Genomic DNA, 21,970 nt, shown 5'->3' with positions numbered 1-21,970 from the left:
CCACGCCGTGAGGGCGCCGGATCAAATCCGGCCCGGGGCACTCCCCGCACCACCTCGCCGACGCCGCTTCCCGCCGTCGGCGGTCCGCCCCTGCCCGCGTCCCCGAGAGGAAGCAGCCTTGACCACCAACCTCCCTGTCCCCGAAGTCCGGGTGGTGCAGCTCCCGGACGGCACCTACACCTACACCGACCACCTGCCCGCCCCGCCGCAGCAGATCGTGCAGCACATCCACCACGCCCCGCCCGACCGCACCGTGCAGCGCGTCGCGCTCGGGTCCGGTGTCGGCGCCGGTGCTGTTGCGGCCGGTGTCTACTTCGGCCCGCTCCTCGTCGGCGCCCTCACCGCCATCGCCGCCAACCTCGCCCTGCTCGCGTTCCTCGCCGTGGCCCTGGCCTGGGGCGTCGTGACCGTCGTGAAGTCGGTCGGCGGCACCCAGGACGCCGCCAAGTCCCTCACCAAGACCGGCCGCCGCTGACCCGAAGGAGCCCGTCATGTTCAAGGCAGGCGACAAGGTGCGGATCGTCCGCTGTGAGGACGACCCGCGTGCGATCGGCAGAACCGGCCGCATCGTCGACGAAGTACCGCCCGGCCCGCTGACCGAGGGGCGGTGGACGGTGGACAGGATCAGCTGGCTGATCGGTCCCGTGCTGTGCCACACCTCTGAGCTGCGGCTCGCCTGACGGTTCCCTGTCCGCCCCGGTCGCCCGGGGCGGGCGGGGAGCTGGACAGTCCGGCCCCGCCCTGAGGAGGACACCGTGGAGAGCTACACCCGAGCCGAGAAGCGCGAGCGTGCCCGCCTGTTCCGCAAGGGCTTCAGGCAGGCCCTCGCGGACTGCGTCGACCCGAAGGTCGAGAAGGCGATCGAGCGGATCGACGAGCGGGCCCGCGTCCGCGGCGCCCAGGAGTTCGAGGCGCTGCTGAAGGTCCAGGCCGACGCCCGTCAGGCCGTCGCGAACGCCAAGGCCACCGAGCGGACCGCCGCCCGTGAGGACCGGGCCGCCGCCCGGCAGGCCCGCAAGACCGCCGAGGACCACTTGCGCCGCGCCGAGCGGGCCGTGGCCCGTGCGGAGCGCTGAAGAAACCACCCCCGCCGGAGAGGGGGCGCCGGTAGCAGCACGTACCGGGCGCCCCCTTTTCGGTGGTCCCACTGGATTCAGGCAGGAGCACCAGTCATGACCGAACTCGCTGTTGAGGGGGCCGACATGGGCACCCTGCACCATCTCGACGACCACCGCCCCGCCCCCACAGGTGCGGGCCCGGTCGACCTGACCAAGACCGCCCCCGATCCCGCCCAGGATGAAGCCCCGGCGGAGGCCCCGGTGTCGCGGTGGGTGCGGTCCGGCCGTGCGGTCCGGCGGGCCGTCACCCACGAGCGGACCCGTACCGTCGGGCGCCTGACCGTGCGGCACGGCATGTACATCGTGGGCGGGGGCCGGATCGTGGCCCGCCGCACCTGGGAGGGCCGTACCGCCGCCCGCTACGAACGCATGCTGCGGGCCGCCGAAGCCGCGGGGAACCTGGACCTTGCCACCGAGTGGGAGGAGCGCGGGGCCCGCTTCCGTGCCGCACGCCACCAGCGGCGCATGGACCTGCTGACCGCCCCGGTCAAGGCCGCCAAGGGCGCGGCGGCCGGGGCCGGGGTGACTGCCGGTGGACTGCTCCTGCTCGGGATCCTCCTCGCCGTCGCGAACAAGGACTTCGCCGATGTCGCCACACCCACGTTGGCGTTGATCGAGTTGGTCCGATGGATCGTCCTGATCATCTCCGTGGTCTGGGGGCCGCTGGTCACCCTGGGCCCGTGGGCGGCCCTGCTGGGGCTGTGGGCGGTCGGTCGTCACCAGCAGTCCGCACCGCAGTGGGCTCTTCCCGCCAAGGCCCGAAGCAGCGCGGGGGACCCCATTACCCCGTCGATCGTCGTGATGGCCTTGCGCGACCTGGGGATTGCCACGCTGCGCACGGCCGTCAAGGAGATGGGGGATGCCGGGGCGTCGATGCTCGGCCCGATCACCATCGCCGGATGCGGCGTCGAAGTCGATGTCACCCTGCCGTCCGGCGTCTCCACGAACGAGGTGCAGGGCAGGCGCCGCAAGCTCGCCGAGAACCTTGCCCGGCACGAGCACGAGGTGTTCATCACGATCCCGCAAGCCGCCCGCACCGTGCGGCTGTGGATCGCCGACTCCGGCGCGCTGGACGAGCCGATCGGCCCGTCCCCGCTGGTCACCGACGACGCTGTGACCGCCGACTACGCCAAGGGCCGCGCCCCCTGGGGCCAGGACCTGCGTGGCGACGCCGCAGTGCTGAGCCTGTACCAGCGGCACCTGCTCATTACCGGCCTGTCGAACCAGGGCAAGACCGCCGCCCTGCGGGCGCTGGCCCTGTGGGCGGCGCTCGACCCGCGGGTGGAGTTCCGGATCTCCGACCTCAAGGGTGTCGGCGACTGGGCCATGTTCGAGGGCCTGGCCACCTTCCTCAACCAGGGCCCGGCCGATGAGAACGTCATCTCTGCGACCGAGATGGTCGAGAGCCTGGTCACGGAGATGAACCGGCGGATCGAGGTCCGGCGCAACGACCCGAAGGCCGTGTTCGCCCCGCTGATCGGGATCGTCGACGAAGCCCAGGTGGCGTTCATGTGCCCGGTCAAGGACGAGGACGGTGTCCCGTACGGCGGGTCCAAGGCCACGAGCCGGTACTTCATGGCAGTCCGCAAGGTGCACAACCAGGGCCGCGCGGTCGACGTGATCCTGTGGGAGGGCACCCAGGACCCGACCGACCAGAACCTTCCCAAGCTGGTCCGCGAAGGGGCGCACACCCGCGCCTCACTCGCTCTGGGCACTGAGTCGCAGGCCCGCATGGCGCTGGGCGACAAGGCCGTGGACGGTGGCGCCGCCCCGCACCTGCTGCGGCAGGGTCTGGACAAGGGAACTCTGGTCGTCGCGTCCGACGGCATCGACATCCCCGCCGGTCAGGCGTCCATCACCGTGCGCACGCACTACATCGACGACGACCAGGCCAAGACCATCACCGACCGCGCCAAGGCCCTGCGCGACGGCGTCACCACCCTCCACGTCGTCGACCGGGGCGAGGAGCATGACCCGCTCGCCGACATCGCGACCGTGCTGGGCAGCGACGCCCGCGTCCGCACCCAGGAAGTCATCACGCGGTTGGTCGCGCTGAACAAGGACGCCTACGGCAAGTGGTCGTTCATCGACCTCAAGCGCGTCCTGGACGACGCCGGGGCCGAGCCGTACAAGTCCGACGGCCGCATGGTCGTCGCCCGCGACCGCGTCACCGCCGCACTCGCCAACCGCGACGGGGACGGTTCCGCTTCCGCCTCGGAATAGAGGGAGGCGACCTTGCACGGGGCAGGGAGACAGGGAGAACTCCCTAACCGCCTCCCTGACCCACCTCCCTGGGCCTGACCTGCATAAATGCCCGTTCAGGGAGGCAGGGAGGCGCGTACGCCCACACCCTTGGAACCCTCTCCACACGCACCCCGGGAGGGGGTGCCTCAGCCTCCCTGACCGACCCACGGCAGGGATTCCGCATCACGCCGGACGAGTCGAGAGCGGCCCCCTCACGCCAATGAATTGGGGCCGCTCTCGTCTGCCAGCACCTTCTACAGAACTGGAGACCCCAGCATGACTCAACCCACCCCGATCCGGCGAGACCATCGCCGGTCCGCTCTCGACCTGGCGGCGTCGGGCGTGCCCGTGCTGCCCCTCCGGGCGGGCAAGCGCCCCGTCGGCAACTGCCACGCCTGCGCCGGGAACGCGTGCGGCGGGCGCCCGAACATGAAGACGCCGGGCTCCTGCCAGTGCCCGCGGCCGTGTCACGGCTGGGCCGCCGCCACCACCGACCCAGCCGTCCTCCGGTCCGCTGCGTGGGCTGTGGCGTGGCGGGAGGCGCACGCGGTCGCCTACCACCCCGGCGGCGCCCGGCTCACCGTCGTCGACCTCGACAACGCCGACGCCATCACCTGGGCCCGCCAGACGCTGCCCGCCACCCGGACCGTGCCCACCACTCGTGGTGAGCACTGGATCTACCTCGGCAGCATGCAGTCCGCGAACAATGTGCGGCCCAGCGTCGACATCAAGTCGTGCATGCAGTACGCCCGGTGGCTCGGGCCCGGCACCGGCACCATGACTGACCTGCCGGACGCCGTGCGCGCGCTGGTCGTCAAAGAGCCGTCTCCGGTCCGCCCTGCGCAGCGCGCCGTCACGGCGCCCGTGCCTGCCGGTGACGGGGAGTGCCGTCACCGCACGCCCACCTACCTGGAGCGTGGCATCGCGATGGCCGAGCAGCGCATCACCGAGGCCAGCAGCGCGGTCCACGCGACGGTCTATCGGACGTTCCTCGCCGTGCTGTCCGCTCACGGCCGGTGCGGCTGCCTGACCGACACCCACGTTGCGCGACTGTTCACCGCCGCACAGGCCAAGGGCGAGGGGCCGCGGCACTGCACGGACGCGTGGGCCAACGCCCGTACCGCATTGGGGATGTGAGCCGTGTCCGAGGACGAGAAGACCCCGGCACGTGAGGTCATCACCGACTACGCGCAGAGCCATTTCCGGTACTTCCGCACGACCGAGGGCACCGTGTACGCGCAGAGGAACGGCCACCCTGTCGCCCGCCCGATCCGGTCCCAGGGGACGACGGGCAGCCACCGGCAGGAACTCATGGTCGGCCTCTTCAACGACGGAGTCGGCGTGTTCAACGGCACGGCGCTCAAGGAAGCGCTGGACCTGATCGAAGCACTCGCGCTGAGCCAGGACGTCCAGCCCACCCACATCCGCGTCGCCCCCGGGTTCGACGGCGCGACCTGGCTTGACCTGGGACGCGACGACGGGCGGTCCGTCCGCATCCACCCCACCGGCTGGGACATCCGCATCCCCGACCCGCGCGAGGTGTGCTGGCGGCGCACCCAGCTCACCGGGGAACTCCCCCTGCCCGCCCGGGACACTGACGGCAAGGGCATCGACCTCCTGCTGGGGCTGACGAACTTCGCCACCGCCGAGACCGAAAGCCTGGCCCTGGCCTGGCTCGTCGGCTGCCTCGAACCGTCCGTGCCCGTCCCCGCCCCGTTCCTCACCGGCCCCCAGGGCGCGGGGAAGTCGACGGCCGGCCGGATGCTGGTGCGGATCATCGAGGGCATGACCGGGGACCTGCGCCGGGCCCCGAAGGACGAGGAGAGCCTGATCACGGCCGTCGCCGCCGGATGGGTCACCGCCCTCGACAACCTCTCACACCTGGCCCCGGACCTGTCCGACCTGATGTGCTGCATCGTCACCGGAGCCGAGAGCATCAAGCGCGCCCTCTTCAGTGACGGCGACGTCTACCGCTCCCGCTACCGTCGCCCCCTGCTCCTGACCGGTATCGACGTCGGCGTCATCCGGCCCGACCTGGCCGAACGCCTCCTTCCCCTGCGCCTGGACCGGCCCGGCGTGCGGCGGACCGAGGCCGAGCTGTGGACGGAGTTCGCGGAAGCACTGCCCGTCATCCTCGGGTCCCTGCTCGACCTCACGGTCAAGGTCCGGGCGACCGAAGCAGACATCCCCACCGATCTGCGGATGGCCGACTTCGCGCACCTGTGCGCGCAGCTCGACGCCGCGACGGGCTTCCAGACGCTCACCGCCTACCGCAGGAGCCTGGACGACCTCAACGACGACGTCATCGAAGGCGACCTGCTCGCACAGACCGTCCTCAAGCACGCCGCCACCCTCGACCCGGGCACAGAGCAGCGCATGACGTCCACCGAGTGGCTGCACAACCTCACCGGCCTCTACAGCGGCGACGACTGCCGCCCCCTGCCTAAAGGCTGGCCCACCACAGGGAAAGTCCTCTCAGACCGTCTCAAGCGCCTTCAACCCACCCTTACCGCGCGAGGGGTCCTCATCGACTGGGGCCGCACCAAAGAGGGCCGCTACATCGAAATGACCCGCCGCCCGGCCCTACCCCTGCACGAGCAACCCCCGCTGCTCTGACCGGCATCGGCCCGGACAAGCAAGAGGAGCACCCCGCCCGCGCGGGAGGCGGTGCTCCTCTTGTTGTTCGGCGGACGCCGCCCAAAGAACGCGCCGCGACGCGGCTCCGCATTCATGCCTTCAGACGCACCACACCACAACAGACACCCCTCTCTTTTTTCCTAAGAAAGGAAACGCTGCGTCACCCGCGGCACCAGAAGGCCCAAAACAGCCCCTGAGCTGCTGCAACGGGGGTGACGCAGAACGGCTTCGGCTGCGTCATCCCTCGTCACCTGCGTCACCACGTGCGTCATCGGTGACGCACGCCTGCGTCACCAATGACGCACCCCCGCACCCCTGCGTCACCACAAACCCGCAGCTCAGCACCCACGAATGACACAGATGACGTGGTGACGCAGAATCCCGCGCCTCGGACAGGCGCGCACCCGCTCCCGGCATCTACCGGAGGACCACCAGCATGAGCACCGCCACGCCCGCACCCGTCGACCGCCTGCTCTACCGCCCGGAAGAAGCCGCCGTGGTTCTTCGAATCGGGCGCTCGATGGTCTACGAGGAGATTCGCCTCGGGCGACTCCGCACGGTCCGCATCGGGCGCCGTCGTCTCGTTCCCCCTGACTACATCGAGGAGTACATCGGCCTGCTCAAGCACGAATCAACTGCGTGACGAACCGTCAAAACCCGAGGCCGCGCCGAGAGTGGCGCGGCCTCGCCCATGAAAGGAACCGTTCAGTGACCACCAGTTCGAAGCCGTCCCGCAAGGCTGGACACGGCGAGGACACCATCTACTGGGACGGCGCGAAGAAGCGCTTCGTGGGTGCTGTCTCGCTGGGCTACGCACCGGACGGCAGGCGTCTGCGGCCCAAGGTGTACGGCAAGACCAAGACTGAGGTGCGAGGCAAGATTAAGGAGCTGAAGAAGGAGGTCGAAGCCGGAGTAAGGACACCCGCGAACTACACGGTCGCCAATGCGGTCAACGACTGGCTTGAGCGGGGTCTGAAAGGGCGCGACGAGCAGACGGTGAACAAGAACCGCACGCTCGCGACCAAGCACCTGATCCCGTACGTCGGCCGTGCGAAGCTGAAGGACCTGAGCGCCGATGACGTGGACGACTGGCTCATGGGCCGGTCCGAAGTGCTAGCCACCAGGACTCTCCGGGACGTCCTTGCCGTCTTGCGCAGGTCGATCGAGCACGCACAGCGACGAGACAAGGCCGTACGCAACGTCGCTGCTCTCGTCACCGCACCGGAAGGGCAGCAGGGCCGACCGAGTAAGGCCCTGAACCTGGAGCAGGCGAAGGCCGTCCTGGTAGCTGCCCGCGGCTCACGGCTGTACGCCTACCTCGTGCTGTCTCTTCTGAGCGGGGTTCGCACGGAAGAAGCGCGCCCTCTCACCTGGGACCACGTCTATCTGACGACCGAGAACGAGGTTCCGGCGCACGTCGCTGTGTGGCGGTCCGTCCGGCGGCACGGGGACACCAAGACGCGGAAGAGCCGGAGGACGATCGCCCTGCCGAAGCAGGTGGTAGAAGTCCTCGAAGAACACCTGCGCTGGCAGAAGCAGGAGCGGGCATCCCACGGGATCGAGTGGACCCGGGCGGGCCGCGTCTTCACCACCAGGAGCGGCGAACCCCTGGACGCGGCCAACGTGCGCCGCGACTTCCGGGCCATCGTGAAGAAGGCCGGTCTCGCGCAGGAGTGGACGCCCCGGGAGCTCCGGCACAGCTTTGTGTCGCTGCTGTCGGATCATGGCATCCCGCTGGAGCGCATTGCCCTGCTGGTGGGGCACAGCAGCCAGGCAACGACAGAAGCCGTCTACCGCAAGCAGCTCCGCCCCGTGATCACTCAGGGGGCAGAGGCGATGGACGAGATCTTCGAATATGAGCCCGGTGGAGCCAACGGAGAGGCTTGATCGAAAGCCTTTGGCCCCCTGTTTGGCCCCCGGACATGACAGAGGCCCATTCGCGATCAAGCGAATGGGCCTCTGACCAGCGTCGGGGTGGCGGGATTTGAACCCACGACCTCTTCGTCCCGAACGAAGCGCGCTGCCAAGCTGCGCTACACCCCGATCGTCGCCGGTTTCCCGGCGACATCGATTACTTTAGCCCACCCGCGCCCGCAGACGAAATCCGGTTTTGCGGGCGCCGGTGCGGTGACCGGGGTGGTGGGGACGAACGGTCTTTCGGGACCGTGCGACCGCGGGACCGCTCGGGAAGAGACCAGTCGCGAGGGATCAGTCGCGGGGAGTCAGGGTCAGCAGGGTCGCCTCGGGCGGGCAGGCGAAGCGGACCGGGGTGTAGCGGTTGGTGCCGCAGCCCGCGGAGACGTGGAGGTAGGCGCGGTTGCCGTCGACGGAGTGGGTGGAGAGGCCCTTGACCCGGTCCGTGTCCAGGTCGCAGTTGGTGACCAGGGCGCCGTAGAAGGGGATGCAGAGCTGGCCGCCGTGGGTGTGACCGGCCAGGATCAGGGGGTAACCGTCCCGGGTGAAGGCGTCCAGGGAGCGCAGGTAGGGGGCGTGGACGACGCCGATGGAGAGGTCGGCACCGGTTTCGGGGCCGCCCGAGACCTCCGTGTAGCGGTCCCGCTTGATGTGCGGGTCGTCCAGGCCGGTGAAGGCGATGTCCAGGCCGTCGGCCTTGAGGTGGCCGCGGGTGTTGGACAGGCCGAGCCAGCCCGCCTCGTCGAAGGCGTCGCGCATGGGCTGCCACGGGTTGTGTACGACGCCGACCGCGGGGGCGTTCCCGTTGAGGCCGTGCTTGCCCTGGGCCTTCTCCAGGAGGTAGCGGGCGGGGTTGCGGAGCTTGGGGCCGTAGTAGTCGTTGGACCCGAAGACGTACACGCCGGGGAACGACATCAGCGGACCGAGGGCGTCGAGTAGTTCGGGCACGGCCTCGGGGTCGGAGAGGTTGTCGCCCGTGTTGACGACGAAGTCCGGGCGCAGCCCGGCCAGCGACTGCAACCAGGCACGCTTCTTACGCTGGCCGCTCACCATGTGGATGTCGGAGACCTGGAGCACGCGCAGCGGGCGGGCCCCGTGGGGGAGCACCGGAATGGCGACGCGCCGCAGGCGGAACGAGCGGGCCTCGAATCCGGCGGCGTAGGCGAGACCGGCCGCGCCGACTGCCGTGATTTTCAGGGGAACTCCGTAGCGTGCGCGCATGGGTCCATCGTCGCAGACACCGTGCGGCGGGAGGAAAGTTGGCAGGTGGGGGAGAGGCGCGTCGGGGGCGGTGGGTGACGGGCCGGACGGCGGGTGGGAGAAGAAGAGAAGAGCGGAGGAGAGGGGGAAGGAAGGCGGCGGGAGGCGGGCCGTGGGAGAAACGGGCGGGCGCCGGGTGCCGCGTACCTGCCACAATCACCACATGACCACGCTCAAGTCCAAGCTCAAGGAAGACCTCACCACGGCCATGAAGGCGCGTGACGAGCTGACCTCGTCCACGCTCCGGCTGACCCTCACCGCCATTGCGAAGGAGGAGGTCAGCGGCGAGTCGGCGCGCGAGCTCTCCGACGACGAGGTGCAGAAGGTGATCGCCAAGGAGGCGAAGAAGCGCCGGGAGGCGGCCGATGCGTTCGCCAAGGGCGGCCGGGCCGAGCAGGCCGAGCGTGAGAAGGCGGAGGGCGAGATCCTCGACGCGTACCTGCCGAAGCAGCTGACCGACGACGAGCTGGGCGCGATCGTGGCGTCCGCGGTCGAGGAGGCGAAGGCAGCCGGGGCGGAGGGGCCGCGGGCGATGGGCGCCGTCATGAAGATCGTGACCCCGAAGGTCGCGGGACTGGCGGACGGCGGCCGGGTGGCGGCTGCGGTCAAGAAGCTTCTGGCCGGCTGAGACCGGCGACCGTCCTCCGGACGGACGGATTTCCCGTACGGGTACGAGTACGGGCATGGGTCGTCCGCCCGGACGCACACGCCCGGGCGGACGGACGGAGTCGCGGGCACGCACATGAGGGCGGGGTTTCCCGGACCGTGGTCGGTCCGGGAAACCCCGCCCTCATACGTGTGCGTCGTACCGGTCAGGGCCCTTGGACGCCGCCGTTGTCCTGGCCGGGGTGGGTGCCGGGGTTTCCGTCGCCCGGGTTGGGCAGGTTGGTGTTGCCGGGGAACGGGTTTCCGCCGCCGGGCCGGTCACCGGGCTTGTGGCCCGGCTTGTGGTCCGACTTCTGGTTGGGCTTGCTGCCGCCGTTGCCCGGACGGTCACCGCCGCGGTCCTGGTCGTCGCCCTTGCGCTGGTCCGGGATGTCGACCGTGTTGAAGGGGGTCGCGGGCTGTCCTTCGAGGGCGCCCGACATCGCGTCGCGCCAGATCGGTCCGGGGACCTGTCCGCCGTACACCTTGGCCTGGTACACGCCGCCGATGGTGACGTTCTCCATCTCGACGTCCTGGGCCGGGCTGCCGACCCAGACCGCGCCGGACAGGTTCGGTGTGTAGCCGACGAACCAGGCGTTCTTGCGGGCATCGGTCGTACCGGTCTTGCCCGCGCTGTCGCGGCTCTGGAGACCGGCCTGCTGTCCTGTACCCGAGTCGACCACGCCGCGCAGCAGGGTGTTCACGGTGTCCGCGACGGTCGGGGACATGGCCTGCGAGCAGCTGGTCTTCGGCACCTGGAGGGAGGAGCCGTCCGCCTTCTTCACCGACTCGATGGCGATCGGCGTGCAGAAGGTGCCGCGGTTGGCAAAGGCGGCGTATGCGCTGGCCATCGTCAGGGGGGAGAGGCCCTTGGAACCGAGGGCGATGGCCGGGGACTGGGGGAGCTTGTCGCCGTTGCCCTGCACCACGCCGAGCTTGTCGGTCATCTGCGTCACGGGGCAGAGACCGATGTCCTCCACCATCTGGATGAAGTAGGTGTTGACCGACTTCTCCATCGCCTCCCGCAGCCCGTAGGGGCCGACTTCCGACTTGTCCTCGTTCGGCACCCGCTCGCCGTTCACGTTCACGTACGGCTTGTCGCAGGTCTGCACCGTCGGGTACGGCATCTCGTACGGCGACGAGTAGACCTGGGTGGCGGGTTTGCCCTGCGCTATGGCTGCGGCGGCCACGAAGGGCTTGAACGTCGAACCGGTCGGGAAGCCGAAGTTCGAGCCGCCCATGTCCTTGTTGACCGAGTAGTTGTACTGGGTCTCGTTGGGGCCGAAGCCGTACGGCCTGGACTGGCCCATCGCCATGATCTTGCCCGTTCCGGGCTGGACCAGCGTGACGGCCGTGGCGACCTTGTCCGTCTTGTAGACGTGGCTCTTGATCGAGTTCTGCGCCGACTGCTGGGACTGCGGGTCGAGCGTCGTGCGGACCGTCAGGCCGCCGCGGTTCCAGAGCTTGGCCCGGTCCTCCTTGGTCTTGCCGAAGGCGGGGTCGGTGAGGAAGACGTTGCGCACGTAGTCGCAGAAGAAGCCGGCGCCGCTGACGGCAGTGATGCAGCCGTTCTTCGGCTTCTTGACCTTGAGCTTGATCGGGGCGGCCTTCGCCTCGTCGGCCTCGGCCTGAGTCACGTTGCCGACATCGGCCATCCGCTGGAGGACGATGTTGCGGCGCTTGGTCGCCTCCTCCGGGTCGTTGACCGGGTCGTAGCGGGTCGGCGACTGCACGATGCCGGCCAGCATCGCGGCCTCGCCCAGCGTGAGGTTCTTCGCCGACTTGGAGAAGTAGCGCTGGGACGCGGCCTCGACGCCGTACGCCTGCTGCCCGAAGAACGTGATGTTGAGGTAGTTCGCCAGGATCCGCTTCTTGCCGAGCTTCTCCTCGACCTGGATCGCGTACTTCAGCTCCTGGATCTTGCGGCCCATGGTCTGCTGAGTGGCCTGTGCGACCTTGTCCGGGTCGTCACCGGCCTCCTCGATGAAGACGTTCTTCACGTACTGCTGGGTGAGGGTCGAGGCGCCCTCCGCCGTCCCGCCGGTCTGCACGTTGCGGTTCAGCGCGCGCAGGATGCCCTTGAGGTCGATCGCCCCGTGCTCGTAGAAGCGGGCGTCCTCGATCGCCACGATCGCCTGCTGCATGTACGGCGAGATGTCCTCCAGCTTCACCACCGTGCGGTCGCGCGAGTACACCGAGGCGATCATTCCGCCCTTGCTGTCCAGGATCGTGGTGCGCTGGCTCAGCGGCGGGGTCTGGAGATTGGCCGGGATCTCGTCGAATCCCTCGACCGTTCCCTTGCTGGCGAGCCCCAGTGCTCCGGCGGCCGGCAGCGCGATGCCCGCGAGCACAACTCCGGAAAGTGCGGCGACACCGAGGAACTTGGCGGCCTGCTGGGTCGTCGAGAGACCCCCGCCCGAGCGCTTCTTTGGCATGGAGGCAGCCTACGTTCTCATTCGCCGGACACACGTATATGCCTTGGCCTAAGCTGCACTCAACTGTCACAGCAGTTCGGTTCCGCATCAACCCCCGTGCGCGATCCGGCCATGCGACAAGGCGTTCCCGAATTCGCCTCATGTGTCATGGAAAGTCCGTTGCGATCTGGGAGAACCGTCCCTATTCCGCAGGGGATATCCAGCTATGTCCTCACCTCACTCCCCTGGGTGATCTGCCGCATACGCATAGTCCGTTCGGGCCATTCAAGATTGGGCCCGAAGGGGGTGTTGTGCTGTCGCCACCTTCCGTAACGTCCTCAACTGGCAGCGGTGAATATGCCGCTGCCGCCGTGGGGGAGCCTCGATTCGGGAGAGGACGGCGCCGGGATGGGCTGGGTAACCGACTGGAGTGCGCAGGCAGCCTGCCGCACTACGGATCCGGATGAACTGTTCGTACAAGGAGCAGCGCAGAACAGGGCCAAGGCGGTGTGCACCGGATGTCCGGTGCGGACCGAGTGCCTTGCCGACGCGCTGGACAACCGCGTCGAATTCGGCGTGTGGGGCGGAATGACGGAGCGGGAGCGCCGGGCGTTGCTGCGCAGGCGGCCCACCGTCACGTCCTGGCGCAGGTTGTTGGAGACCGCGCGCAGCGAGTACGAGCAGTCCACGGGAGGCATCCTGCCCGTGGCGATCGGACTGGACGACGACGAACTGCACGAGAGGTACGCCGCAGTGGGTTGATGCGGGTGGACGGCTACGAGGCTCCGCCCCCGGCCGGTCCGGTCGCGAGTCGGTCCCCGATGGACCGGAGGCCCGCCAGGTCGTGCACGTCACCGGGGAGTGCGGCCACTTCCGTCACGGCCACCTCGGGATGCAGGGCGGTGAAGCTGTCGCGTGTGCGCTGTTCGCGCGCGACCACCTGCATGCGTTCCGCGTGCAGTCGCAACAGGGCGGCCGTCAGCTGCTCGACGGGCGCGGCCGCGGAGGCGAGTACGGCCGAGGACGCGGCTTCGGGGGCGTGTTCCGGATTCGCTTCCCGGGCAGCCGGTTCTTCTTCTGATCCGCAGTTCTCGTGCCCTGATCCGCAGCCTTCGTCCGGGGCCCGGACCGCTGCGCCTTCTGTTCGTCCTATGTTTTCCGTGGTGTCTGTGGTGTCAGCGAGGTCTGTGGTGTCCGTTGCGTTTCCGGGAACGGCTGCGTGCTCGCGTTCGGCGGCTTCGGCGAAAGGCGCGGGCGTGGGCGCGGGGTGGTCGGCTTCGGGGGAGGCGACCGACCAGTCGGCCAGGTCACGAAGTCCAGTCTTCCCGTCAATCTGATCCACAATGCCGGACGCATCAAGATTTTCCGCGGCTGCCAGAGCGTGCTCGGCGGAGAGCCGGGCGGCGTCGCTGCCGTGGACGCGATTGAGCACCAGACCGGCCAGAGGCATGTCCTCCGCGGCGAGCCGTTCCACGAAGTACGCCGCCTCGCGCAGCGCATCGCGCTCCGGAGTCGCGACGACGAGGAAGGCGGTGCCGGGCGCCTGCAGCAGTTTGTACGTGGCATCGGCGCGGGTGCGGAAGCCGCCGAACATGGTGTCCATCGCCGCGACGAAGGTCTGCACATCGCGCAGGAACTGGCCGCCCAGCAACTTGCCGAGGGTTCCGGTCATCATCGACATGCCGACGTTGAGGAACTTCATTCCGGCCCGGCCGCCCATCTTCGCCGGGGCCATCAACAGCTTGATGAACTTTCCGTCGAGAAAGGAACCGAGCCGCTTGGGCGCGTCCAGGAAGTCCAGGGCGGAACGCGACGGAGGGGTGTCGACGATGATCAGGTCCCATTCGTCGCGCGCGCGCAACTGACCCAGCTTCTCCATCGCCATGTACTCCTGCGTGCCCGCGAAACCGGCCGACAGGGACTGGTAAAAGGGGTTCTCCAGGATCGCGCGGGCCCGTTCGGCGTCCGCGTGGGCCTCCACGATCTCGTCGAAGGTCCGCTTCATGTCGAGCATCATGGCGTGCAGTTCCCCGCCGTCGTCGCCCGCGATGCCGGAAACCCGGCGGGGGACGTTGTCCAGCGAGTCGATGCCCATGGACTGGGCGAGCCTGCGCGCGGGGTCGATGGTGAGGACGACCGCCTTGCGACCGCGCTCGGCCGCCCGTACGCCCAGAGCCGCCGCGGTGGTGGTCTTGCCGACCCCGCCCGATCCGCAGCACACGACGATCCGGATGCCGGGGTCGTCCAGCAGCGCGTCGACGTCCAACTCCGGTGTGACGGCGGGAGTGTGGACGGGTGCGGCGCCCAAGGACGCGGAGCCCGCAGGCACGGAGCCCGCGGGCACGGAGCCCGCGGGGGCGGGGCCTGCGGGCGCGGGTTCGGCGGTGGTTCTGCCCGCGGCGCGGGGCGAGGTCCGGGACCCGGCCGGGGACGAGGACGTGTCGTCGGCCGCGTCGGGGATGCGGTGCCGGGCCGGGGGCGATGCCTCGTCCATCACCCCGTCGGCGGTCGTCTCCGCGCCTGTGCGCTGTGGTGTCATGCGCCCGCCCCTTGTCCGGCCTCTCGTTCCGGGGCGTCGGCCACCTCGTCCCCCACTCCTTGTTTGCGGAGCTCGGTCGCCAGGTCGTAGAGCCCGGCCGGGTCCATCCCCTCGCCGATCAGCGGGAGTTCGTATCCCGGCAGTTCCAGCCCGGAGAGCACCGCCCGCTGCTCGCGTTCCAGCTCGACCCGTTGGGCGTGCTCGGCGGCCTGCTCGACCAACGGGCGCACGAGTGCGGCGGAGCCCGTCACGCCCGCGCGCGTCAGGGTCTTGGCGATCTCTTTGCGGCGACCGCCCGCCGCGGCGCGCAGCGTGTCCTCGTCGAGCAGGTGCGGGCGCACCATGTTCACGATGACCCGGCCCACCGGAAGCTCGGCCTCCTGCAACTCGGCGATGCCGTCCGCGGTCTCCTGGACCGGCATCTCCTCCAGCAGCGTCACCAAGTGGACCGCGGTCTCGGGGGACTTCAGCACCCGCATCACGGACTGTGCCTGATTGTGTATCGGCCCGATCCGGGCCAGCCCGGCGACCTCGTCGTTCACGTTGAGGAAGCGGGTGATGCGTCCGGTGGGCGGGGCGTCCATGATCACGTAGTCGTAGACGTACCGGTTCTGCTTGTCCTTGCGGCGCACCGCCTCGCAGGCCTTGCCGGTCAGCAGCACGTCGCGCACGCCGGGCGCGATGGTGGTGGCGAAGTCGATCGCGCCGAGCTTCTTGAGCGCTCGGCCGGCGCTGCCGAGTTTGTAGAACATCTGGAGGTAGTCGAGCAGCGCGCGCTCCGCGTCGATCGCCAGGGCGTACACCTCGCCGCCGCCCGGGGCGACGGCGATCTTGCGCTCCTCGTACGGAAGTGAATCCGTCTCGAAGAGCTGGGCGATGCCCTGCCTGCCCTCGACCTCCACGAGGAGGGTGCGCCTGCCCTCGGCCGCGAGGGCGAGCGCGAGGGCGGCGGCGACCGTGGTCTTACCGGTACCGCCCTTGCCGCTGACGACCTGGAACCTGCTCACGTATTCGAGCCTAACCAGTCGGGCCGCGGGCTACGCACGAGGCTGCGCGTGCCAAGGATTGCGCAGGCATTACAGTCGGGCCATGACCAAGTGGGAATACGCGACCGTGCCCCTTCTCGTGCACGCGACCAAGCAGATTCTGGACACCTGGGGCGAGGACGGCTGGGAGCTGGTCCAGGTCGTTCCCGGCCCGAACAACCCCGAGCAGCTCGTTGCCTACCTGAAGCGGGAGAAGGCGTAGTGGCGGGCGTCATCGAGTCGAAGCTCGCCGAGCTCGGGCTGACCCTGCCGGAGGTCGTGCCGCCGCTCGCCTCGTACCAGCCGGCCGTGCGGTCGGGGGCGTACGTGTACACGTCCGGCCAACTGCCGATGGTCGACGGCAAGCTCGCGGTCACCGGCAAGGTCGGTGCGGAGGTCACGCCCGACGAGGCCAAGGAACTGGCGAGGACCTGTGCGCTCAATGCGCTGGCTGCCGTGAAGTCCGTCGCGGGGGATCTGGACCGGATCGCCCGGGTGGTGAAGGTCGTGGGCTTCGTCGCCTCGGCGTCCGACTTCACCGGGCAGCCCGCCGTGATCAACGGTGCCAGTGAGCTGCTCGGTGAGGTTCTCGGCGACAAGGGTGTGCACGCGCGCAGTGCGGTCGGCGTCGCGGTGCTGCCGCTGGACGCCCCGGTGGAGGTCGAGGTCCAGGTCGAGCTGGCCGGGGACTGAGACACGCCCGCCCCGGGGCGTCCGGGCCGCGGACCGGCCCCTGTGCCCTTCGGACTCCTGATCCCGTCCGGTCGACGCGACCGGGCGGGATCACGTGTGTGCGGAGAGGCGGGGCCGTCGGGGCGTGAGCGCGGTGCGGTGTGGGACGGGGTGCTGCGGGGCGGGGTACGCGGGCGGAGGGCGTGGTAGCGGTACGGTCGCTGCGCTCCTCGGGCGGCGGCCACTCCGCCTCCCGGGTTCCCGGGCGGTGGTGGCGGCGCGTCCCGGGCTCTCGGGCGGTGATCATGGCGTTCGCTCCGCCTCTCGAACATCGGCGCGGTTCCGGATAGCCTCCGGCCATGTCCAATGGTCAGTGGTACCCACCGGAATGGCCCGACCGGATCCGGGCACTCGCCGCAGGCGAGCTGACGCCCGCGGTGCCGAGGCGGGCCGCCACGGTGATGCTGCTCCGGGATGCCGCCGACGGCGCCGAGGGCGGTCCCGCCGTTCACATGCTGCGTCGCCGCGCCTCCATGGCCTTCGCCGGAGGGGCGTACGCCTATCCGGGCGGCGGCGTCGACCCCCGCGACGACGACCGGCTGGTCGACTGGGCCGGACCCGCTCTGGAGAGCTGGGCCGAGCGACTGGGGGTCGGTACCCCGGCCGAGGCCCAGGCCATCGTCTGCGCGGCGGTCCGCGAGACGTACGAGGAGGCGGGCATCCTCCTCGCCGGCCCGACCGCCGACACCGTCGTCGGCGACATCACCGGAGCGGACTGGGAAGCCGACCGCGAGGCCCTGGTCGCCCGGGAACTGTCCTTCGCGGAGTTCCTGGACCGACGCGGTCTGGTACTGCGCTCCGACCTGCTGGGCGCCTGGGCGCGCTGGATCACCCCCGAGTTCGAGCCGCGCCGCTACGACACCTGGTTCTTCGTCGCCGCGCTTCCCGGGGGCCAGCGCACCCGCAACGCCTCCACCGAGGCCGACCGGGCCGTGTGGATCGGCCCCGGAGAAGCGGCGGACGGATACGACCGTGGGGAGCTGCTGATGATGCCGCCGACCGTTTCGACACTGCGGGCGCTGCGGCCGTACGGCACGGCGGCCGAGGCGCTGAAGGCCGCCGATGCCCAGGACCTCGCGCCCGTCCTCGCACGGGCGCGGCCGGAGGGCGATGACCTGGTGCTGAGCTGGCCGGGACACGACGAGTTCACCAAGCACATCCCGAGCGGGCCGGACGCCACCCGCGGCACGGGAGGCGAGCCCGTATGAGCGACGCCTCCGCACTGCCCGGTCAGCCGCGCGGCGGGGTGCTGTCCGGCCCCGCGACCACGCGCGCCGTCAACGTCCTCGCGCCCAACCCCTCGCCGATGACGCTGGACGGCACCAACACCTGGATCGTGGCCGAGCCCGACTCCGACCTCGCGGTCGTCATCGATCCGGGACCGCTGGACGACACGCACCTGCGTGCGGTCATCGCCACCGCCGAGCGGGCGGGCCGCCGCATCGCACTCACCCTGCTCACCCACGGCCACCCCGACCACGCGGAGGGAGCGGCGCGCTTCGCCGAGCTGACCGGGACGAAGGTGCGGGCCCTGGACCCGGCGCTCCGCCTCGGCGACGAGGGGCTGAGCACGGGCGACGTGATCACCACCGGGGGGCTGGAACTCCGCGTGGTACCGACGCCCGGGCACACCGCGGACTCGCTCTCCTTCCACCTGCCCGCCGACCGGGCCGTGCTGACGGGTGACACCGTGCTCGGGCGCGGCACGACGGTCGTCGCACACCCCGACGGGCGGCTCGGCGACTACCTCGACTCGCTGCGCAGGCTGCGCTCACTGACCGTCGACGACGGCGTGCACACGGTGCTGCCGGGGCATGGGCCGGTACTGGAGGACGCGCAGGGCGCGGTCGACTTCTACCTCGCGCACCGGGCGCACCGGCTGGCCCAGGTGGAGACGGCGGTCGAGGCCGGCCACGGGACGCCGACCGAGGTGGTGGCGCATGTGTACGCGGATGTGGACCAGTCCCTGTGGCCCGCGGCGGAGCTCTCCGTGCGGGCACAGCTGGAGTACCTGGGCGAGCACGGACTGATCCGGCCGGATCGGGACTGACGCGTGAGGGTCCCGCAGCTCTGCGGGCCCCTCACGGGCCGCGCGTACGGGGCCGCGCGGAAGCGGCACCCCACCAGCGGTCCGGCGGATCCTCTCCGGCTCACGACCCAGGTCGTGACCGGCCTAGCGGGACCGCTTCGCCAGACGTTCCACGTCCAGCAGGATCACGGCACGGGCCTCCAGCCGCAGCCAGCCGCGTCCGGCGAAGTCGGCGAGCGCCTTGTTGACCGTCTCGCGGGAGGCCCCGACCAGTTGGGCCAGCTCTTCCTGCGTGAGGTCGTGGACGACGTGGATGCCTTCCTCCGACTGGACGCCGAAACGGCGCGAGAGGTCGAGGAGGGCCCGGGCGACACGGCCGGGAACGTCCGAGAAGACCAGGTCGGACATCTGGTCGTTGGTCTTGCGGAGTCGGCGGGCGACGGCACGCAGCAGCGCCGTGGCCACCTCGGGCCGCGCATTCAGCCAGGGCTGGAGGTCACCGTGACCGAGGCCGAGGAGCTTGACCTCGGTCAGGGCGGTCGCGGTGGCGGTGCGCGGACCCGGGTCGAAGAGCGACAGCTCGCCGATGAGCTCGCCGGGGCCGAGGACCGCCAGCATGTTCTCGCGCCCGTCGGGGGAGGTGCGGTGGAGCTTCACCTTGCCCTCGGTGACCACGTAGAGGCGGTCGCCAGGGTCGCCCTCGTGGAAGAGCGCGTCGCCGCGTGCGAGGGTCACCTCACTCATCGAGGCGCGGAGCTCCGCGGCCTGCTCATCATCGAGCGCCGCGAAAAGCGGGGCGCGCCGCAGAACGTCGTCCACGAGTTCTCTCCTTGTCGGCCTGTCCAGGGAACCGTGGTCCCCATCATGCCGGACGGTAAAACAGTGCGATCAATCACAAACCAGTTTGACGCACGGGCGTGCCGAACCGAGCGGCAGGGGGCCGATCGGGGCCGTATGCACAGTGGACAGGGCGGATGTCAGCGTGTGGCTCTAGGCTGGCCGGGTGTCCGAAACGCCGGTGAGAGCGCAGGTCGAGGGGGCTGATGGAGTGTCGGAGGGCCGTGATTCCGCTGTGGGCGAACAGGGTGCGACTCGTTCGGAAATAGTGACAAATCGCCCTGCGGGTGCACAGCCCCGGAGAGCTGCGGCGAGGGTCTCGAAAAGTCCGAGAACCCCGAAGACTCCGAAAGACCCGAAAAGCCCGGAAGCTCCGGAAGGTCCGGAAGCTTCGCAGGGTGTGAAGGGCACTGCGGCCACGTCCCCGGCGAAGGGAACGTCGAAGACGGTGGTGGGACGCGGGAGGAAAGCAGCGGCGGAGGCGAGGACGAGGACCGGCGCCGAGGCCGACACCGGAACCGGCCCGAAGGCCGACGGGGAAACCGGCGCGAAACGCGGAACGAGAGCCGGGGCCGGAGCCGGGGCGAAGGCCGGCCCCGGGTCCGGAGCCCGGGCCGGTGCGAAAGCCGGCACCAAACGCGGAGCCGGAGCCGGAGCCGGAGCGAAACCGGAATCGCGCCTGGCGATGGTCCGCCGCGCCCGCAGGATCAACCGTGAGCTGGCCGATCTCTACCCGTACGCGCACCCCGAACTGGATTTCAGGAACCCCTTCGAGCTTCTCGTCGCCACGGTTCTCTCCGCCCAGACCACCGATCTGAGGGTCAACCAGACCACCCCCGCGGTCTTCGCCTCCTACCCCACCCCGGAGGACATGGCCGCGGCCGTTCCGGAGGAGTTGGAGGAGCTCGTCCGGCCGACGGGTTTCTTCCGCGCCAAGACCAGGTCGCTCATCGGCCTTTCCGTGGCGCTCAGGGACAACTTCGGCGGCGAGGTACCGGGCCGTCTGTCCGACCTGGTCACGCTTCCCGGGGTAGGTCGCAAGACCGCCAATGTCGTCCTCGGCAATGCGTTCGGCGTACCGGGCATCACCGTCGACACGCACTTCGGCCGCCTGGTCCGTCGCTGGAAGTGGACGGACCAGGAGGACCCGGAGAAGGTGGAGGCCGAGGTCGGTGCGATCTTCCCGAAGAGCGAGTGGACGATGCTCTCGCACCGCGTCATCTTCCACGGCCGGCGCATCTGTCATGCCCGCAAGCCGGCCTGCGGCGCCTGCCCGATCGCCCCTCTGTGTCCCGCGTACGGGGAGGGCGAGACGGATCCGGAGAAGGCCAGGAAGCTGCTGAAGTACGAGATGGGCGGTCAGCCCGGTCAGCGGCTGAGCCCGCCGGCGGACTTCCCGGGGAAGCCGGCACCCGCCCTGGGGTCCGGCTGACACAAGGCGTTCACCGCGGAACGAAATGTGTGACGCCAGGCGTTGTGAGACGAGGGGTGCCCATGAAGACGCACGAACCGAGCACACGAGAACAGGCCGCGCACCAGCAGACCACGCACGGACCGGCCACGCGCGAGCCGAGCACACATGAGTCGAGCACGCGCGAGTCGAGCACGCAGCCGCCGCGCGCCGACGAGCGGACCGCGGCACACGAGCGGCCCGCTCACGCACCGAGTACGCACGCACCGAGTGCGCACGAGCAGGGCGCGCACGAGCGCGGTGCGGGGGAACGGTCCCGAGCGGCGGCCGCATCCGCGGCGGGCCATCCGGCGGTGACCAGCCCCGCCGCAGCCGTTGCCGCCGCCGAGGTCGCCACGAACGCGGCGGAGACGGGCCACGACGGCGCCGTCCACGTCACGGCCGAGGGCATGCCCGACTGGCTCGTCCCGGTCGCCCACGCGGCACAGACCGTCGAGCCCGACCAACTCAGCCGGTTCCTGCCGCCGGAGAGCGGCGCGGGACGCCAATCCGCGGTGCTCGTCCTGTTCGGCGAGGGAGAGCGCGGACCCGAACTTCTCCTCATGGAGAGATCGGGGAACCTGCGGTCCCACGCCGGGCAGCCCTCCTTCCCCGGCGGCGCCCTGGACCCGGAGGACGGCGATCCGGCGACGACGGGGCCGCTCAGAGCCGCGCTGCGGGAGGCGCAGGAGGAGACCGGCCTCGATCCGCACGGGGTCCAGATCTTCGGCGTGCTGCCGAGGCTCTACATCCCGGTGAGCGGCTTCGTCGTGACGCCGGTCCTGGGCTGGTGGCGGTCGCGGAGTCCGGTCCGGGTCGTCGATCCGGGTGAGACCGCCCGGGTCTTCACCGTTCCCGTGGCGGATCTCACTGATCCGGCCAATCGGGCGACGGCGGTCCATCCGAGAGGACACCTGGGCCCGGCATTTCTGGTCGAATCCGCTCTCGTGTGGGGTTTCACCGCCGGAGTGATCGACCGCATTCTGCATTTCGCGGGCTGGGAACGCCCGTGGGACTCCGCCAAGCAGGTGCCTCTCGACTGGCGTGCATGACAGGCTGACTCCCGTGCTGCGCCGTCCGGGCCCGCCCGGACCCAGCAGCCGAAAGCAACAGGCCCGGTGACGAA

21 protein-coding genes and 1 tRNA gene are annotated in these 21,970 nt (G+C 70.1%); 16 read left to right on the top strand and 6 right to left on the bottom strand.

Translation table 11 applies throughout. The features are described 5' to 3' along the window. Positions 1-118: 118 nt before the first annotated feature. From ACFC79_RS15120 to xerC, 8 genes are all read left to right on the top strand, one after another. Positions 119-475, top strand: coding sequence for a DUF6251 family protein (locus ACFC79_RS15120; protein WP_376239917.1), 357 nt, complete (start codon positions 119-121; stop codon positions 473-475). A 16-nt stretch (positions 476-491) separates the two neighbouring features. Next, positions 492-680, top strand: coding sequence for a hypothetical protein (locus ACFC79_RS15115; RefSeq protein WP_376239915.1), 189 nt, complete (start codon positions 492-494; stop codon positions 678-680). Between the two features lie 75 nt (positions 681-755). Further along, the gene (locus ACFC79_RS15110) at positions 756-1,076 is read left to right on the top strand and encodes a hypothetical protein (protein ID WP_376239912.1); all 321 of its coding nucleotides are present in this window, start codon (positions 756-758) and stop codon (positions 1,074-1,076) included. A 96-nt stretch (positions 1,077-1,172) separates the two neighbouring features. Beyond that, complete coding sequence (locus ACFC79_RS15105; protein WP_376239909.1) at positions 1,173-3,341, top strand: FtsK/SpoIIIE domain-containing protein; 2,169 nt, start codon at positions 1,173-1,175, stop codon at positions 3,339-3,341. Between the two features lie 297 nt (positions 3,342-3,638). Next, positions 3,639-4,499 (top strand): bifunctional DNA primase/polymerase, encoded by an 861-nt coding sequence (locus ACFC79_RS15100; RefSeq protein WP_376239907.1) that lies wholly within the window; start codon positions 3,639-3,641, stop codon positions 4,497-4,499. A gap of 3 nt (positions 4,500-4,502) precedes the next feature. Beyond that, positions 4,503-5,978: an ATP-binding protein gene (locus tag ACFC79_RS15095; protein WP_376239904.1), complete on the top strand. Its 1,476-nt coding sequence runs from the start codon at positions 4,503-4,505 to the stop codon at positions 5,976-5,978. Positions 5,979-6,435: 457 nt separating this feature from the next. Further along, the gene (locus ACFC79_RS15090; protein WP_376239901.1) at positions 6,436-6,642 is read left to right on the top strand and encodes a helix-turn-helix domain-containing protein; all 207 of its coding nucleotides are present in this window, start codon (positions 6,436-6,438) and stop codon (positions 6,640-6,642) included. Between the two features lie 65 nt (positions 6,643-6,707). Continuing rightward, positions 6,708-7,886, top strand: coding sequence for a tyrosine recombinase XerC (gene xerC / locus ACFC79_RS15085; protein ID WP_376239899.1), 1,179 nt, complete (start codon positions 6,708-6,710; stop codon positions 7,884-7,886). A gap of 82 nt (positions 7,887-7,968) precedes the next feature. Here the strand turns inward: xerC and ACFC79_RS15080 are convergent. After that, positions 7,969-8,042, bottom strand: a tRNA-Pro gene (locus ACFC79_RS15080). Between the two features lie 165 nt (positions 8,043-8,207). Then, positions 8,208-9,134 carry a metallophosphoesterase gene (locus ACFC79_RS15075; RefSeq protein ID WP_376239897.1) on the bottom strand — a complete coding sequence of 309 codons (927 nt, stop codon included), beginning with the start codon at positions 9,132-9,134 and terminating at the stop codon, positions 8,208-8,210. 202 nt (positions 9,135-9,336) lie between these two features. Between ACFC79_RS15075 and ACFC79_RS15070 the strand changes: the two genes are divergently transcribed. Continuing rightward, positions 9,337-9,801, top strand: a complete 465-nt coding sequence (locus ACFC79_RS15070) for a GatB/YqeY domain-containing protein (protein ID WP_376239894.1) — start codon at positions 9,337-9,339, stop codon at positions 9,799-9,801. 184 nt (positions 9,802-9,985) lie between these two features. Here the strand turns inward: ACFC79_RS15070 and ACFC79_RS15065 are convergent, their stop codons facing one another. After that, the gene (locus tag ACFC79_RS15065; protein WP_376239892.1) at positions 9,986-12,253 is read right to left on the bottom strand and encodes a transglycosylase domain-containing protein; all 2,268 of its coding nucleotides are present in this window, start codon (positions 12,251-12,253) and stop codon (positions 9,986-9,988) included. Positions 12,254-12,640: 387 nt separating this feature from the next. Between ACFC79_RS15065 and ACFC79_RS15060 the strand changes: the two genes are divergently transcribed. After that, positions 12,641-12,994 carry a WhiB family transcriptional regulator gene (locus ACFC79_RS15060; RefSeq protein ID WP_199883305.1) on the top strand — a complete coding sequence of 118 codons (354 nt, stop codon included), beginning with the start codon at positions 12,641-12,643 and terminating at the stop codon, positions 12,992-12,994. 13 nt (positions 12,995-13,007) lie between these two features. On the opposite strand, the gene ACFC79_RS15055 is transcribed toward ACFC79_RS15060, so the two are convergent. Further along, the gene (locus ACFC79_RS15055; protein ID WP_376239889.1) at positions 13,008-14,771 is read right to left on the bottom strand and encodes an ArsA family ATPase; all 1,764 of its coding nucleotides are present in this window, start codon (positions 14,769-14,771) and stop codon (positions 13,008-13,010) included. Then, positions 14,768-15,778, bottom strand: coding sequence for an ArsA family ATPase (locus ACFC79_RS15050; RefSeq protein ID WP_376239887.1), 1,011 nt, complete (start codon positions 15,776-15,778; stop codon positions 14,768-14,770). The genes ACFC79_RS15055 and ACFC79_RS15050 overlap by 4 nt, the downstream gene beginning before the upstream one ends. Before the next feature lie 82 nt (positions 15,779-15,860). Here ACFC79_RS15050 and ACFC79_RS15045 point away from each other — a divergent pair, with 82 nt between their 5' ends. The 4 genes from ACFC79_RS15045 (at position 15,861) to ACFC79_RS15030 (ending at position 18,578) form a co-directional block, all read left to right on the top strand. Then, positions 15,861-16,019: a DUF4177 domain-containing protein gene (locus tag ACFC79_RS15045; RefSeq protein WP_003967454.1), complete on the top strand. Its 159-nt coding sequence runs from the start codon at positions 15,861-15,863 to the stop codon at positions 16,017-16,019. After that, positions 16,019-16,489, top strand: a complete 471-nt coding sequence (locus tag ACFC79_RS15040) for a RidA family protein (RefSeq protein WP_376239885.1) — start codon at positions 16,019-16,021, stop codon at positions 16,487-16,489. The genes ACFC79_RS15045 and ACFC79_RS15040 overlap by 1 nt, the downstream gene beginning before the upstream one ends. Positions 16,490-16,827: 338 nt before the next feature. After that, positions 16,828-17,736 carry an NUDIX hydrolase gene (locus tag ACFC79_RS15035; protein WP_376239883.1) on the top strand — a complete coding sequence of 303 codons (909 nt, stop codon included), beginning with the start codon at positions 16,828-16,830 and terminating at the stop codon, positions 17,734-17,736. Then, complete coding sequence (locus tag ACFC79_RS15030; RefSeq protein ID WP_376239881.1) at positions 17,733-18,578, top strand: MBL fold metallo-hydrolase; 846 nt, start codon at positions 17,733-17,735, stop codon at positions 18,576-18,578. The genes ACFC79_RS15035 and ACFC79_RS15030 overlap by 4 nt, the downstream gene beginning before the upstream one ends. Positions 18,579-18,701: 123 nt before the next feature. Here the strand turns inward: ACFC79_RS15030 and ACFC79_RS15025 are convergent, their stop codons facing one another. Continuing rightward, complete coding sequence (locus ACFC79_RS15025) at positions 18,702-19,376, bottom strand: Crp/Fnr family transcriptional regulator (RefSeq protein ID WP_014046869.1); 675 nt, start codon at positions 19,374-19,376, stop codon at positions 18,702-18,704. Positions 19,377-19,794: 418 nt separating this feature from the next. Here ACFC79_RS15025 and nth point away from each other — a divergent pair, with 418 nt between their 5' ends. Continuing rightward, positions 19,795-20,826: an endonuclease III gene (nth, locus tag ACFC79_RS15020; RefSeq protein ID WP_376239879.1), complete on the top strand. Its 1,032-nt coding sequence runs from the start codon at positions 19,795-19,797 to the stop codon at positions 20,824-20,826. Positions 20,827-21,254: 428 nt separating this feature from the next. Beyond that, on the top strand, positions 21,255-21,896 hold the full coding sequence (locus tag ACFC79_RS15015; protein WP_376240186.1) for an NUDIX hydrolase: 642 nt from the start codon (positions 21,255-21,257) through the stop codon (positions 21,894-21,896). The last annotated feature ends 74 nt before the right edge of the window (positions 21,897-21,970 follow it).

It is taken from the genome of Streptomyces sp. NPDC056061 (genome assembly GCF_042266885.1).
Taxonomy (GTDB): domain Bacteria; phylum Actinomycetota; class Actinomycetes; order Streptomycetales; family Streptomycetaceae; genus Streptomyces.
Note: the sequence above shows the minus strand (reverse complement) of the source record. Positions and strands in the feature narration are given on the sequence as shown.